This is a genomic window from Pseudomonas sp. BAV 4579 (genome assembly GCF_009765395.1).
Classification (GTDB): Bacteria; Pseudomonadota; Gammaproteobacteria; order Pseudomonadales; family Pseudomonadaceae; genus Chryseomonas; species Chryseomonas aestiva.
In genome coordinates this window covers 1-13,185 of the sequence record NZ_WHOV01000066.1, presented here as the reverse complement: position 1 = coordinate 13,185, position 13,185 = coordinate 1, and the positions used below count along the sequence as shown (strand labels likewise).

Genomic DNA, 13,185 nt, shown 5'->3' with positions numbered 1-13,185 from the left:
TGTGCGCCGGGTGCCTCCTCCACGCTAGACAGCCCCCTCTCCCGCTTGCGGGGGAGGGTTGGGGTGGGGGGTAGTGCTTTTGCTCAGGCCGCCAAGATAATTTTTAGGAATCTGCTGACGATCCTTGTGCCGCCCTCGCCGGGCGGGTCACTTTTTTCAATTGCCAAAAAAGTAACCAAAAACGCTCGCCCCGACTGGCCGGTCCTGCGCCTTGCGCAGGATGCCCTCACGGCAGCGCCGCTCCAGCGGGCCGGGGCCGAAGGGCCGTCCTGGCCCTCGGCCCCTTTCGCGGCATCCATGCCGCTCACCCACTTCCGCGACACTGCCGTTCGGCCGACCAAACGGGGCACTGGGGTGCCGGCTGAAAGTTTAGGGTTATTCAGGCGGCTTTAGGACGTTGGCTAACGCTTGCTACTTGCCATGCCTATTGAATGAAAGGCACAAGGACATTACGTAACGCGCCAGGCTAACCAGCTTTCAGAAAGATACTTCCAGCCGGCACCCAGCGCCCTGTTCAGTAGGCCGAACGCAGCCGCTCTGGAGGCGGGTGAGCGGCAGGGATGCCGCGAAAGGCGTCGAGGGCCAGGACGGCCCTTCGACGGCGGCCCGCCGGAAGAGCGGCGGAGCGAGGGGACCCGGAGCGCAGCGTAGGGCCGGATGACCAGGGCAAGCGTTTTTGGTTACTTTTTTGCGACTGAAAAAAGTAACCCGCCCGGCGAGGGCGGAACAAAAGCCTACCGAGCACACCGCAAATCAGCTTGGCGACCAAGCTAACCGCCCCCACCCCAACCCTCCCCCGCAAGCGGGAGAGGGGGTAATCCGGTGTGCGGGATAAGTTTCCTACGCAAGTACAGGCCCCTGCGTAGGGTGGATGACGGCACAGCCTCATCCACCGACATACCTAAGCCCCCAACCAATCAGTGCGACTTGAGTCCCGCCGCCGTCAGCACCAATCTCAGCACCCAGGCCACCACACCGAGTGCTACCAGGCTGCAGGCCCAGATGCCGGCCATCCAGGCGAGCCGCTGCCAGAGCGGCTTGTTATCGGCGGGGTTGGGTTCGCGCGAGCGGCCGACCATCAGTGGTAGCCCTCCCCCGCGCGGACCTTGCCGCGGAACACGTAGTAGCCCCAGAAGGTGTACATCAGGGTGATGGGGATGATGAACAGGGTGCCGATGAGCAGGAACAGCTGGCTCTGCGGCGGCGACGAGGCCTCCCAGATGGAAACGCCCGGCGGGATGATGTTCGGCCAGAGGCTGATGCCCAGACCGCTGTAGCCAAGGAAGATCAGCGCCAGGGTCAGCAGGAAGGGCGCGTGGTGCGAGTCCTCGCGCAGGATGGCGCGCAGCAGGGCCAGGGTCACCACGCCGACCAGGATCGGCACCGGCAGGAACCAGACCAGATTGGGCATGCTGAACCAGCGGGCGGAGATGGCCGCCTGGCTCAGCGGGGTCCAGATGCTCACCACCGCGGTGAAGGCCAGCAGCAGGAACAGCAGCGGCTTGGTCAGGCGGCGCATGGTGGCCTGCAGCGGACCCTCGGTCTTCATGATCAGCCAGGTGCTGCCCAGCAGCGCATAGGCGGCGATGACGCCCAGACCGCAGAACAGCGAGAAGGGCGTCAGCCAGTCCAGCGGACCGCCGACATACTGGCGATTCTCCACCGGGAAGCCTTCGATGAAGGCGCCCAGGGCCACACCCTGGCAGAAGCTGGCCAGCAGCGAGCCGAAGATGAAGGACTTGTCCCACAGGGCTTCCTTGCCTTCCTGGACCTTGAAGCGGAATTCGAAGGCCACGCCGCGGAAGATCAGGCCGATCAGCATGAAGATCAGCGGCAGGTAGAGCGCCGGCAGGATCACCGCGTAGGCCAGCGGGAAGGCGCCATAGAGCCCCGCCCCGCCGAGCACCAGCCAGGTCTCGTTGCCGTCCCAGATGGGCGCCACGGTGTTCATCATGACGTCGCGATCTTCCTTGCCCTTGACGAAGGGGAAGAGGATGCCGATGCCCAGGTCGAAACCGTCCATGACCACGTACATCATGAGGCCGAAGATGATGATGATCGCCCAGATCAGCGGGAGGTCGATGCCAGGGATGCCGTTCATGTGCGGTCTCCGGTCAGCTGGTCATTGGGATTGTCTTCTTCCAGGCCGCCATCGGCGCCGGACAGCGGACGCTTGGGATGACGATCGGTGCCCGGACCGCCGGAGGTGGAGAGGTCGCCTTCGCCGGTGTGCGGACCCTTGCCGATCATGCGCAGCGCATAGAGGGTGCCGATGCCGAACACGGCGAAGTAGACCACCACGAAGGCCACCAGGGTGATGCTCAGCTGGGTGACGCTGTGGTTGGACACCCCGTCCTTGGTGCGCAGGAGGCCGTAGACGATCCACGGCTGGCGGCCCACCTCGGTGGTGAACCAGCCGGCCAGCAGGGCGATGAGGCCGACCGGGCCCATGCAGGTGACCAGGCGCAGGAAGCCACGGGTCTCGAACAGCGTGCCGCGCCAGCGCAGCCAGGCGCTCCACAGGCCGGCGGCGATCATCAGCATGCCGAGGGCGACCATGATGCGGAACGACCAGAACACCACATAGGCCGGCGGCCGGTCTTCCTTGGGGAAGTCCTTGAGCGCCGGGATCGGCTCGGTGAGGCTGTGCTTGAGGATCAGGCTGCCGAGTACCGGGATCTCCAGCTTGAAGCGGGTTTCCTCGCGCTCCATGTCCGGCCAGCCGAACAGGATCAGCGGGGTCGCCTCACCCGGGGGATTCTCCCAGTGGCCTTCCATCGCAGCGATCTTGGCCGGCTGGTGCTCCAGGGTGTTGAGGCCGTGGGCATCGCCGACGAAGGCCTGGATCGGGGCTACCAGCAGGGCCATCCACATGGCCATGGAAAACATCTTGCGCACCGCCGGGTTGTCGTTGCCGCGCAGCAGGTGCCAGGCCGCCGAGGCCCCGACCAGGAAGGCCACCGACAGGTAGGCGGCGATGGTCATGTGCGCCCAGCGGAAGGGGAACGACGGGTTGAAGATCACCGCCAGCCAGTCCACCGGGACGATGCGCCCATCGACGATCTCGTAGCCGCTCGGGGTGTGCATCCAGCTGTTGGAGGCCAGGATCCAGAAGGTCGACATCAGGGTGCCGATCGCCACCATCACCGTCGAGAAGAAGTGCAGGCCGCGGCCCACGCGATTCCAGCCGAACAGCATGACGCCAAGGAAGCCGGCCTCGATGAAGAAGGCGGTAAGCACCTCGTAGGTCAGCAGCGGGCCGGTCACGGCGCCGGCATAGTCGGCGAAGCCGCTCCAGTTGGTGCCGAACTCGTAGGCCATCACCAGACCGGACACCACGCCCATGCCGAAGAAGATCGCGAAGATCTTCAGCCAGAAATGATACAGATCCTTGTAGACGTGGTTGTCGGTCTTCAGCCACAGCCCTTCGAGCACGGCGAGAAAGCTCGCGGTACCGATGGACAGCGCCGGAAAGACGATGTGGAAGGACACGGTGAAGGCGAACTGGATCCGGGCGAGATCCAGGGCTTCGAGGCCGAACATAGCTATTCCTCTCAGGCACGCCGGCCGTCGAGAGCAGCCGGTCGAGTTGACGCTGACCGAGGTTCGAACCTCCGGCGTCGCCTGGGGTTCTAGCGGGACGCTAAAAGGCGCCACTGCGGCTAGCCCAAAGGGCCAGGTCGGAAGCTGACGTGGATCAAGGTCAGGCTTTAGGATAGTCCTCCTCGATACATTTGCTTACGTGGTTGGATGTCGCATCGGGCAGGCTGTCGCACCCCCACGGTTGTATGACGATTAGCCTCGGGGTGGCTTAAGATGCCGCCTCTGCCCTCGCGAGCCCCTGCCATGTCCGGCGATACCCTGCAGCTGCGTCACCACCGTCCCTTCGTCGCCTTCTGGTTCGCCCGCATCTGCACCGCCGGCAGCTTCCAGATGCTCACCGTCGCCATCGGCTGGCACCTCTATTCCCTCACCGGCAACGTGCTCGACCTCGGCCTGGTAGGGCTGGTGGAATTCCTGCCGCGGGTGCTGTTCATGCTGCACACCGGCCATGTCGCCGATCGCTACGACCGCCGCCGGGTCGCTGCCCTCTGCCAGACCGGCCAGGGGCTGATCGCCCTGGTGCTGCTGGTGGGCAGCCTCAATCACGCGGTGACCCGCGAACTGATCTTCATCCTGGCCTTCTGCCTGGGCACCGCCCGCGCCTTCGAGCAGCCCACCACCCAGGCGCTGCTGCCCAACATCGTGCCACCGGCGATCTTTCCCCGCGCCATCGCCGCGGCGGCCTCGGCCATGCAGGGCGCCACCATCATCGCCCCGGCGCTGGGCGGGCTGCTCTATGCCCTGGGCGCCGCCTGGGTCTATGGCCCGGCGCTGGTGCTCTATGGCATCGCCATCCTGCTGGTCTCCAGCCTGCCGGCGCGGCAGACGCCCAGCCAGAAGGAAAAGCCGACCCTGGACAACCTGCTGGCCGGCATCCGCTTCATCAGGAGTCGCCCGGACGTGCTCGGCGCCATCTCCCTGGATCTGTTCGCCGTGCTGCTGGGCGGCGCCACCGCCCTGCTCCCGGTGTTCGCCGCCGACATCCTGCTCACCGGGCCCTGGGGCCTCGGCCTGCTGCGCTCGGCACCCGCGGTGGGCGCCCTGGGCATGTCCTTCCTGCTCGCCTACGTCAGCCTCAATCGCCATGTGGGCCGCATCATGTTCGGCTCGGTGGCGCTGTTCGGCGTGGCCACCATCGCCTTCGGGCTATCCACCTCGCTATGGTTCTCGCTGGCCACCCTGGTGGTGCTGGGCGCCGCCGACATGGTCAGCGTGGTGATTCGCAGTTCCTTCGTGCAGCTGGAAACCCCGGATGCCATGCGCGGCCGGGTCAGTGCGGTCAACGGCCTGTTCATCGGCGCCTCCAACCAGCTCGGCGAATTCGAGTCGGGGGTCACCGCGCACTTCTTCGGCACCGTGCCGGCGGTGGTGCTGGGCGGCGTCGGCACCCTGGTGATCACCGGGGTCTGGATGAAGCTGTTCCCGGGCCTGGCCAGGCGCGACCGGCTGACGGAGCCGCGCGGCGACGGTTGAATCCTGGCCAGTCGCGCTGGCACGGCCACTCATCCCCAGGCCATGACCGCTCGCCCCGGAAAAGGCTTATCGCGCAAACCTTTACCGCAAAATGTGATATGTATCACATTCCGATAGATTCCTGAGGTTTCCATGCGTACCCCTCTTTCCATGGCTGCCCGCCTGGGCCTGGGCTTCGGCCTGATCCTGGTGCTGATGCTGCTGATCACCCTCGTCGGCGTCCAGCGGGTCGGCGTCATCGATGACACCCTGACCGCCGTCAGCCAGGGCGCCAGCGTCAAGCAGCGCTACGCCATCAACTTCCGCGGCAGCGTGCACGACCGTGCCATCGCCATTCGCGATACGGTGCTGATCCACGACGCCGCGCCCCTGGCCAGCCGCCTGGCCGACATCGACCGCCTCAAGGCCTTCTATCGCCAGTCCGCCGAGCCCATGGATCAGCTGTATGCCAGCCAGGGCGCCACCGCCGAGGAACAGCGCCTGCTGGCAGCCATCAAGGACATCGAAGGCACCGCCCTGCCGCTGACCGATCGCCTGCTGCAACTGCGCCAGGCCGGTGATCTGGAAGGCGCCCGGGTGTTCCTGCTGGAACGCGTCTCGCCGGCCTATGTCGAGTGGCTCAAGCGCATCAATGCGCTCATCGATCACGAGGAAGCCATCGCCAGCGGCCATCTGGCCGAAGTCCGCGGCATCGCCGGTGGCTTCCGCTGGCTGATGCTGGTGACCTGCGCCCTCGCCCTGCTGCTGAGCGTGACCGTCTCCATCCTGATCATCCGCCAGATGGGCGCGACCCTGGGCGGTGAACCCCACGCCGTGGCCGCCGCTATCCGCCGACTGGCCGAGGGCCGTCTGGACGAGCGCCCCGCCACCCGTCATCCGGACAGCGTGATGGGCACCCTGGGCAGCGCCACCGCGCACCTGGGCGAGACCATCGTCCAGGTCCGCCATACCGCCAGTTCGGTCGCCGCCGCTGCCGCCGAGTTGCAAGCCACCGCCCAGACCAACCAGCGTCACACCGATGTGCAGTCCAACCAGGCCCAGCACATGGCCGCCGCCGTCACCGAGCTGGCCGCCACCATCGGCGAGGTCGCCGGCTACGCGGCCCAGGCCGCCCAGGCCACCGGCAATGCCAGTGCCCAGGTGGACACCGGCAACCGGTTGGTCGCCAGCTCCGGCCAGGCCATCGGTCAGCTGGTGCAGGCCCTGGAGCAGGCCAGCGTCACCGTGCAGCAGGTCTCCAGCGACAGCGCCAGCATCGAGAACATCGTTGCCGTCATCAACGGCATCGCCGAGCAGACCAACCTGCTGGCGCTGAATGCCGCCATCGAGGCCGCCCGCGCCGGAGAGCAGGGCCGCGGTTTCGCCGTGGTGGCCGATGAGGTCCGCAACCTGGCGACCCGTACCCAGGAATCGACCCGCGAGATCCGCGGCATGATCGCCACCCTGCAGGAAGGTGCCGGCCGCGCCGCGGCGCAGATGGAAGAGAGTCGCGGCCAGGCCCACGAGACCGCCGAGCTGACCCAGCGCGCCGTCGCGGCCCTGGCAGCCATCCAGGCGGACGTCGGCTCGGTGAACGCCATGAATGCGCAGATCGCCACCGCCGCGGCGCAACAGACCGCCGTGGCCGAAGAGGTCAACGAAAACATCAATCGCATCCACGCGGCCACCCTGGAAACCGCCAGTGGGTCGCAGCAGATCGCCGGGGCCAGTCGTCAGCTGGCGGAGCTGGCCGAAGACCTGGAACGCCGCATGAGTCTGTTCCGCACCGCCTAGCCCGAACATCCGGCAACGCTCGCGGGCTGAACCTAGACGCGAGCGCAACGGTCAGCAGTCAGACACCTTTTCCGCGCAGGAGTCTGGACATGCAGCTTTCCCTCAACGGCCAGGTCGCCCTGGTCACCGGCGGCAGCTCCGGGATCGGCGCCGCCGTCGCCGAAGCCCTGGGCAAGGCCGGTGCCGCCGTCGCCATCAATTACCATTCCCACGCCGAACCCGCCGAAGAGCTGGCCAGGCGCATTCAGGACGCCGGTGGCCGCGCCATCGCCGTGGGCGGTGACGTCGGCGACGAGGACGAGGTCAAGGCCCTGTTCGAGCGCACCCTGGAAGCCTTCGGTCGCCTGGACATCCTGGTCGCCAACTCCGGTCTGCAAAAGGACGCGGCGGTGGCCGACATGTCGCTCAAGGACTGGAACACGGTGATCAACACCAACCTCACCGGCCAGTTTCTCTGCGCCCAGGCGGCGATCCGCCAGTTCCGCAAGCAGGGCCGCGACGAGAAAATTTCCCGCGCCCTCGGCAAGATCATCCACATGAGCTCGGTGCACGAGGTCATTCCCTGGGCCGGACACGTCAACTACGCCGCCTCCAAGGGCGGGGTCAATCTGCTGATGCGCAGCCTGGCCCAGGAAGTCGCCGCCGAGGGCATCCGCGTCAACAGCATCGCCCCGGGCGCCATCGCCACCGCCATCAACGAAGAGGTGACCGGTGACGAGGCCAAGGCCCGCGAGCTGCTCAGGCTGATCCCCTACAAGCGCGTCGGTCATGTCGACGACGTGGGCAACGCGGCGGTCTTTCTCGCCAGTGATCTGGCCGACTACATCGTCGGCACCACCCTGTTCGTCGACGGCGGCATGTGCCTCTATCCGGGATTCGAAGACAATGGCTGATTCCACCTCCGTACAGGGCCGCCGCAGTATCGGCGCCCACGGTGTCATCGGCGACCTGCGCACCTGCGCCCTGGTCGCCACCGATGGCACCATCGACCACTTCTGCTGGCCGAATCTGGACAGCCCCTCGGTATTCGCCGCCCTGCTCGACTCGGAGAAGGCCGGTCACTTCAGCCTGGCGCCGGTCTGGGACGATGCCCGCGAGCAACAGCTCTACCTGCCGGACACCAATATCCTGCAGACCCGCTGGCTGTCGGCGGAAGGGGTCGCCGAGATTACCGACCTGATGCCGGTGTGCAGCAGCGAGGACACCCAGCCGCGCATCGTCCGCCGCGTGCAGGTGGTGGCTGGGCGCTGCCGCTTCCGCCTGGTCTGCGCCCCGGCCCATGACTATGCCCGCGCCAAGACCCGCGCCCGCCTGGTGGACGGCGGCGCCCTGTTCGAGGCCGCTGGCCAGCCGACCCTGCGCCTGGCGTCGGGCGTTACCCTGCGGGTCGACGGCAACGCGGCCCTGGCCGAGTTCGAACTGGAACAGGGTGAGCAACTGGATTTCGTCTTCGGCTGCGCGCAAGACGACAAGGTCGTCGCCGGTCAGAGCGATCTCTGCTTCGAGGAAACCCTGGCCTACTGGACCTCCTGGGCCGCCAAGAGTCACTACCAGGGTCGCTGGCGCGAGATGGTCACTCGCTCGGCCCTGGCGCTGAAGCTGCTGACCTCCTGCAAGCACGGCTCCATCGCCGCGGCCGCCACCTTCAGCCTGCCCGAGGCCCTGGGTGGCGAGCGCAACTGGGACTATCGCGCCTCCTGGATCCGCGACGCCTCCTTTACCGTCTACGCCTTCATGCGCCTGGGCTACACCCAGGAAGCCAAGGATTTCACCCATTGGGTCGGCCAGTGCGTGGAAAACAGCCACAACGCCCCGGAAAAGCTGCAGATCATGTATCGCCTGGACGGCGGCCTGGACCTGCCCGAGGAAACCCTCGACCATCTGGCGGGCTATGCCGACTCGAGTCCGGTGCGCATCGGCAACGAGGCCTACAAGCAGGTCCAGCTGGATATCTATGGCGAGCTGATGGACGCCATCTACCTGTCCAACAAGTATGGCGAAGCCATCTCCCACCATGGCTGGAAGGACGTGGTGCGGATGATCGACCACGTCTGCGAGCACTGGAACCAGCCCGATGCCGGCATCTGGGAGATGCGTGGCGATCCCGAGCACTTCCTGCACTCACGGCTGATGTGCTGGGTCGCCATCGACCGCGCCATGCGGCTGTCGGTCAAGCGCTCGCTGCCGATGCCCTATGAACGCTGGTACGCCGCCCGCGCCGCCATCCAGGAAGACATCTGGGACAACTTCTGGAACGCCGAGCTGGGGCATTTCACCTCGACCCGCCACGGCAAGAGCCTGGACGCCGCCCTGCTGCTGATGCCGCTGGTGCGCTTCGTCAGCGCCACCGACCCCATGTGGCTGTCCACCCTCGACGCCATCAAGACCAACCTGGCCTACGACGGCATGATCCGCCGCTACAACCCGGTCGACACCCCGGCGGACAACCTCAAGGGTGAAGAAGGCGCCTTTGTCGCCTGCTCCTTCTGGTACGTCGAATGCCTGGCCCGCGCCGGTCGTGTTGACGAGGCCCACCTGGAATTCGAAAAGCTGCTGGGCTACGCCAATCCCCTGGGTCTCTATGCCGAGGAACTGGACAAGCGCGGCTACCCCCTTGGCAACCTGCCCCAGGCCCTGTCGCACCTGGCCCTCATCAGCACCGCCTTCTTCCTGGATCGCAAGCTGAGCGGCAAGGATCCGCAATGGCAGCCGTAGGGCGAGCCGATGCGGCCATGGCGGTCCTCGATGCGGCCGACCCTGCGGGTGCCCACCCGATAGCGGATCGCGAGCTTGCTGGAGCTGATAAAGCAGGAAACCCGGACAGCCCCCTCTCCCCCTGGGAGAGGGTTGGGGTGAGGGCACAGCGAGCTACCAGGCTACTTTCCCGGTAACAAACGCAGCTGCTCCAGAAGTTCAGGTAGAGCGGGTACGACGGTTTCCCAGACGACATCGAGATCGATGTCGAAATAGCCATGGGCGATACGGTTGCGCATACCCCTCATGCTGCGCCATGGAAGGTGCGGATGCATTTGGGTGAAAGCCTCGTCCGCGATCATGATCTTGGTCGCCGCTTCGCCAATGATGATCAGGCTCATGACCACCGCTTGCTGTGTCCGGCGGTCCTCAAGGAAGTCTTCCCGAGTGAGGCCTTCGATAAAGCCTACGGCTTCGCCGGCCGCCTGTTGCATATGAACCAGATAGTCCGCTGTGCGATTCATATCGGTCGTGCGGCCAGCAGGACCTGAGTGCGAAAAGATCCGGGCAGATCGGCAGGGGTCACCAGATCCACGGGAACGCCCAGCAACTCTTCCAGCTCATCCTGCAGGCCTCCCAGATCAAACAGTGTCGCCCCCGGCAATGCGTCTACCAGCAGATCGAGATCGCTGCCGTCCTGATCGGTACCGTCTAGGACAGAGCCAAATACCCGCGGATTGGCCACGCGAAAACGCGCTGCAGCGTCTCTTATTGCTGCACGTTTGAGGTCTAGGGCTAGGGAAGGTCGCATGGCATGACTCAAGCTGGATCAGCCCTCGAATAGTCGGCCATAGGTCCCGACTTTTCAACCGCCCCCCTCACGCCACCCGACTCTGCCCCAGCACCTCGTTGACGCAATTGGCCATGTCGTCGATATGCCAGGGCTTGGGCATGAAGCGGGTGCGGCCGGCGCCGCGGGGGACAGTCAGGCGATCACCTGACGTGAGAATCACCGGGATATGCGGCCAGCGCTGGGCGACCAGTTGGGCCAGGGCCTCGCCATCCAGACTTCCCGGCATGCGCACGTCGGTGAAGAGCACGTCGATGCGCGCACCGTTCTGTTCCAGATAGCTCAGCGCCGCATCGGCGGTCGACACGGCCACCACCTGGAGGTCCACCAGGGATTCCAGGGCCTCGGTGGCCAACTCCCGCAGCAAGGGTTCATCCTCTACCAGAAGCAGTAGTGGACGATAGGAGCCGAAAGGAGAAGATGCCTGAGTCATACCCAACAGACTTTGCCAAGAGGTCACGGTTCTGACCATTCGGCCCTGGCTCGACTAAAATAGACCACCGGCATAAGCAAGGCCTCTAAGCGGCAACTTTCAACGCCTCGCTGACTCGAAGCGTTCACCTCGGGGGCCTCCTGTGGTATTCTTTTTTAATCGAACGATCAATTAAAAAAGCATTCTTCCCTTTGGCAGTTCGCAAGGAGTCCTCATGAGTGCAACGCCCTCATCCGGCACCGTAAAGCTGAATCCCCCCTCCTTCTATTGCGCGGCCGCAGTGATCCTGCTGTTTTCCCTGGTGGTCATCGGCCGCCCCGAGCAGGCCGGCGCGTGGCTGCTGCAGGCCCAGACCTGGGCCGCCAATACGGTCGGCTGGTACTACCTGCTGGCCATGTCGCTCTATCTGGTGTTCGTGGTGGTCACCGCGCTGTCCGGCTACGGCAAGATCAAGCTCGGTGCCGACCACGACCAACCCGAGTTCAGCTATCTGTCCTGGGCCGGCATGCTGTTCGCTGCGGGCATCAGCATCACCCTGTTCTTCTTCTGCGTATCCGAACCCCTGACCCACTTCGCCCAGCCGCCGGCCGGCGAAGGCGGCAATCCGGCAGCCGCACGTCAGGCCATGCAGATTCTCTTCCTGCACTGGGGCCTGCACGGCTGGGGTGTGTTCGCCCTGGTGGCCATGGCCCTCGCCTATTTCGCCTATCGCCACAACCTGCCGCTGGCCCTGCGTTCGGCGCTCTATCCGCTGATCGGCAAGCGCATCAACGGCCCCATCGGCCACGCCGTGGACGCCTTCGGCATCATCGCCACCATCTTCGGCCTCGGCGCCGACCTGGGCTTCGGGGTGCTGCACCTCAATGCCGGCCTCGACTATCTGTTCGGCATCAGCCACAGCTACTGGGTGCAACTGATCCTCATCGTGCTGATGATGGGCGCGGCCATCGCCGTGGCCGTGTCCGGCGTCGACAAGGGCGTGCGCATCATGTCCGACATCAACATGGTGCTGGCCGTCGCCCTGCTGCTGTTCGTGCTGTTCGCCGGTCCGACCCAGCACCTGCTCAATACGCTGATCCAGAATATCGGCGACTATCTCGCCGCGTTGCCGGGCAAGAGCTTCGATCTCTATGCCTATGACGAGCCGTCGGACTGGCTCGGTGGCTGGACGGTGTTCTACTGGGCCTGGTGGATCGCCTGGGCGCCCTTCGTCGGGCTGTTCATCGCGCGCATCTCGCGCGGTCGCACCATTCGCGAATTCGTCTTCGGCGTGCTGTTCATCCCGCTGGGCTTCACCCTGGCCTGGCTGTCGATCTTCGGCAACAGCGCCCTGGAGCTGGTCCTCGGCCAGGGCATGACCGGTCTGGCGCAGACCGCTCTCACCGATCCGGCCATGGCCTTCTACCAGGTCCTGGCGACCTATCCGGCCAGCCGCGCGGTGATCAGCGTCGCCGTACTGGTGAGCTTCGTCTTCTTCGTCACCTCGGCCGATTCCGGCACCGTGGTGCTCTCGACCCTGTCGTCCACCGGCGGCGAGGCCGACGAAGACGGTCCCAAGTGGTTGCGGGTGTTCTGGGGCGCGGCCGTGGCCCTGGTCACGGGCGGCCTGCTGTTCGCCGGCAGCATGGACGCGCTGAAATCCGCGGTGGTGCTGACGTCGCTCCCCTTCTCGGTGGTGGTGCTGTTGATGATGTGGGGCCTGCACAAGGCGCTGCACCTGGAATCCCAGCGCCAGCGGGCGCGGCTGCACTCGCTCGCGCCGGTGGCGACCAACGGCAAGGCCCGGCATGGCGGCTGGCGCCAGCGGCTGTCCCAGGCGGTGTACTTCCCCTCGCGGGACGAGGTCTATCGCTTCATGGACAGTACCGTGCGGCCAGCCATGGAAGAGATGGTCGAGGTCTCGCGGGAGAAGGGCCTGGTGGTGGAGACCCAGTTCGACGCTACCAACGCCAACCTGCAACTCATCATCGGCCATGGCGAGGAGCACCCCTTCATCTACCAGGTGATCATGCAGGGCTACTTCACGCCCTCCTTCGCCCGCGCCGGCATCGGCGGCCTGCACCTGAAGAATCGGCGCTACTACCGCGCCGAGGTGCACCTCACCGAGGGTAGCCAGGACTACGACCTGGTGGGCTACAACCGCGAGCAGATCCTCAACGACATGCTCGACCAGTACGAACGCCATCTGCAGTTCCTGCACCTGGTGCGTTAGCCTGACGGTTTTTTCAGTCACTGAAAGGCCATTGAAAGGCACAAAAGTCGTATAATCGCCTCCAGGGTCGGCCCCGTGCCGGCCCCGGGGTCGGTACACCGCGCCGGTCCCCCCGCCGCCCGGAGACCTCTTTGTCCACCCCGTCTG

At 65.6% G+C, this 13,185-nt stretch carries 11 protein-coding genes and 1 pseudogene; 6 read left to right on the top strand and 6 right to left on the bottom strand.

The genetic code is table 11. The features are described from left to right. Positions 1 to 917: 917 nt before the first annotated feature. The 3 genes from GSQ95_RS14505 to GSQ95_RS14495 are packed head-to-tail and all read right to left on the bottom strand — an operon-like array spanning position 918 to position 3,543. Complete coding sequence (locus GSQ95_RS14505) at positions 918 to 1,079, bottom strand: DUF2474 domain-containing protein (protein ID WP_017640936.1); 162 nt, start codon at positions 1,077 to 1,079, stop codon at positions 918 to 920. Then, the gene (gene cydB / locus GSQ95_RS14500) at positions 1,079 to 2,101 is read right to left on the bottom strand and encodes a cytochrome d ubiquinol oxidase subunit II (RefSeq protein WP_158897102.1); all 1,023 of its coding nucleotides are present in this window, start codon (positions 2,099 to 2,101) and stop codon (positions 1,079 to 1,081) included. The genes GSQ95_RS14505 and cydB overlap by 1 nt, the downstream gene beginning before the upstream one ends. Beyond that, positions 2,098 to 3,543 carry a cytochrome ubiquinol oxidase subunit I gene (locus tag GSQ95_RS14495; protein WP_158897101.1) on the bottom strand — a complete coding sequence of 482 codons (1,446 nt, stop codon included), beginning with the start codon at positions 3,541 to 3,543 and terminating at the stop codon, positions 2,098 to 2,100. The genes cydB and GSQ95_RS14495 overlap by 4 nt, the downstream gene beginning before the upstream one ends. A gap of 303 nt (positions 3,544 to 3,846) precedes the next feature. On the opposite strand from GSQ95_RS14495, the gene GSQ95_RS14490 reads away from it, so the two are divergent. The 5 genes and pseudogenes from GSQ95_RS14490 (at position 3,847) to GSQ95_RS14475 (ending at position 9,564) form a co-directional block, all read left to right on the top strand. Then, the gene (locus GSQ95_RS14490) at positions 3,847 to 5,076 is read left to right on the top strand and encodes an MFS transporter (protein WP_158897100.1); all 1,230 of its coding nucleotides are present in this window, start codon (positions 3,847 to 3,849) and stop codon (positions 5,074 to 5,076) included. A 132-nt stretch (positions 5,077 to 5,208) separates the two neighbouring features. Beyond that, positions 5,209 to 5,730, top strand: a pseudogene (locus GSQ95_RS27165) (MCP four helix bundle domain-containing protein); the annotation flags it as partial. A gap of 60 nt (positions 5,731 to 5,790) precedes the next feature. Further along, positions 5,791 to 6,849 carry a methyl-accepting chemotaxis protein gene (locus tag GSQ95_RS27160; protein ID WP_372240133.1) on the top strand — a complete coding sequence of 353 codons (1,059 nt, stop codon included), beginning with the start codon at positions 5,791 to 5,793 and terminating at the stop codon, positions 6,847 to 6,849. Positions 6,850 to 6,938: 89 nt separating this feature from the next. Continuing rightward, positions 6,939 to 7,742: an SDR family oxidoreductase gene (locus GSQ95_RS14480; protein ID WP_158897099.1), complete on the top strand. Its 804-nt coding sequence runs from the start codon at positions 6,939 to 6,941 to the stop codon at positions 7,740 to 7,742. Further along, positions 7,735 to 9,564, top strand: a complete 1,830-nt coding sequence (locus tag GSQ95_RS14475) for a glycoside hydrolase family 15 protein (RefSeq protein WP_158897098.1) — start codon at positions 7,735 to 7,737, stop codon at positions 9,562 to 9,564. Before GSQ95_RS14480 ends, GSQ95_RS14475 begins: the two co-directional genes overlap by 8 nt. Positions 9,565 to 9,725: 161 nt before the next feature. Here GSQ95_RS14475 and GSQ95_RS14470 read toward each other — a convergent pair whose 3' ends face one another. The 3 genes from GSQ95_RS14470 to GSQ95_RS14460 all read right to left on the bottom strand — a co-directional run bounded on the left by GSQ95_RS14470 (position 9,726) and on the right by GSQ95_RS14460 (position 10,826). Next, entirely contained in the window at positions 9,726 to 10,067 is a 342-nt protein-coding gene (locus tag GSQ95_RS14470; protein ID WP_158897097.1) for a DUF86 domain-containing protein, read from the bottom strand. Next, complete coding sequence (locus GSQ95_RS14465) at positions 10,064 to 10,354, bottom strand: nucleotidyltransferase family protein (protein ID WP_158897096.1); 291 nt, start codon at positions 10,352 to 10,354, stop codon at positions 10,064 to 10,066. Before GSQ95_RS14465 ends, GSQ95_RS14470 begins: the two co-directional genes overlap by 4 nt. A 67-nt stretch (positions 10,355 to 10,421) precedes the next feature. Beyond that, complete coding sequence (locus GSQ95_RS14460; protein WP_256664587.1) at positions 10,422 to 10,826, bottom strand: response regulator; 405 nt, start codon at positions 10,824 to 10,826, stop codon at positions 10,422 to 10,424. Positions 10,827 to 11,073: 247 nt separating this feature from the next. On the opposite strand from GSQ95_RS14460, the gene betT reads away from it, so the two are divergent. Beyond that, complete coding sequence (betT, locus tag GSQ95_RS14455) at positions 11,074 to 13,038, top strand: choline BCCT transporter BetT (RefSeq protein ID WP_158897103.1); 1,965 nt, start codon at positions 11,074 to 11,076, stop codon at positions 13,036 to 13,038. Positions 13,039 to 13,185 lie beyond the last annotated feature (147 nt).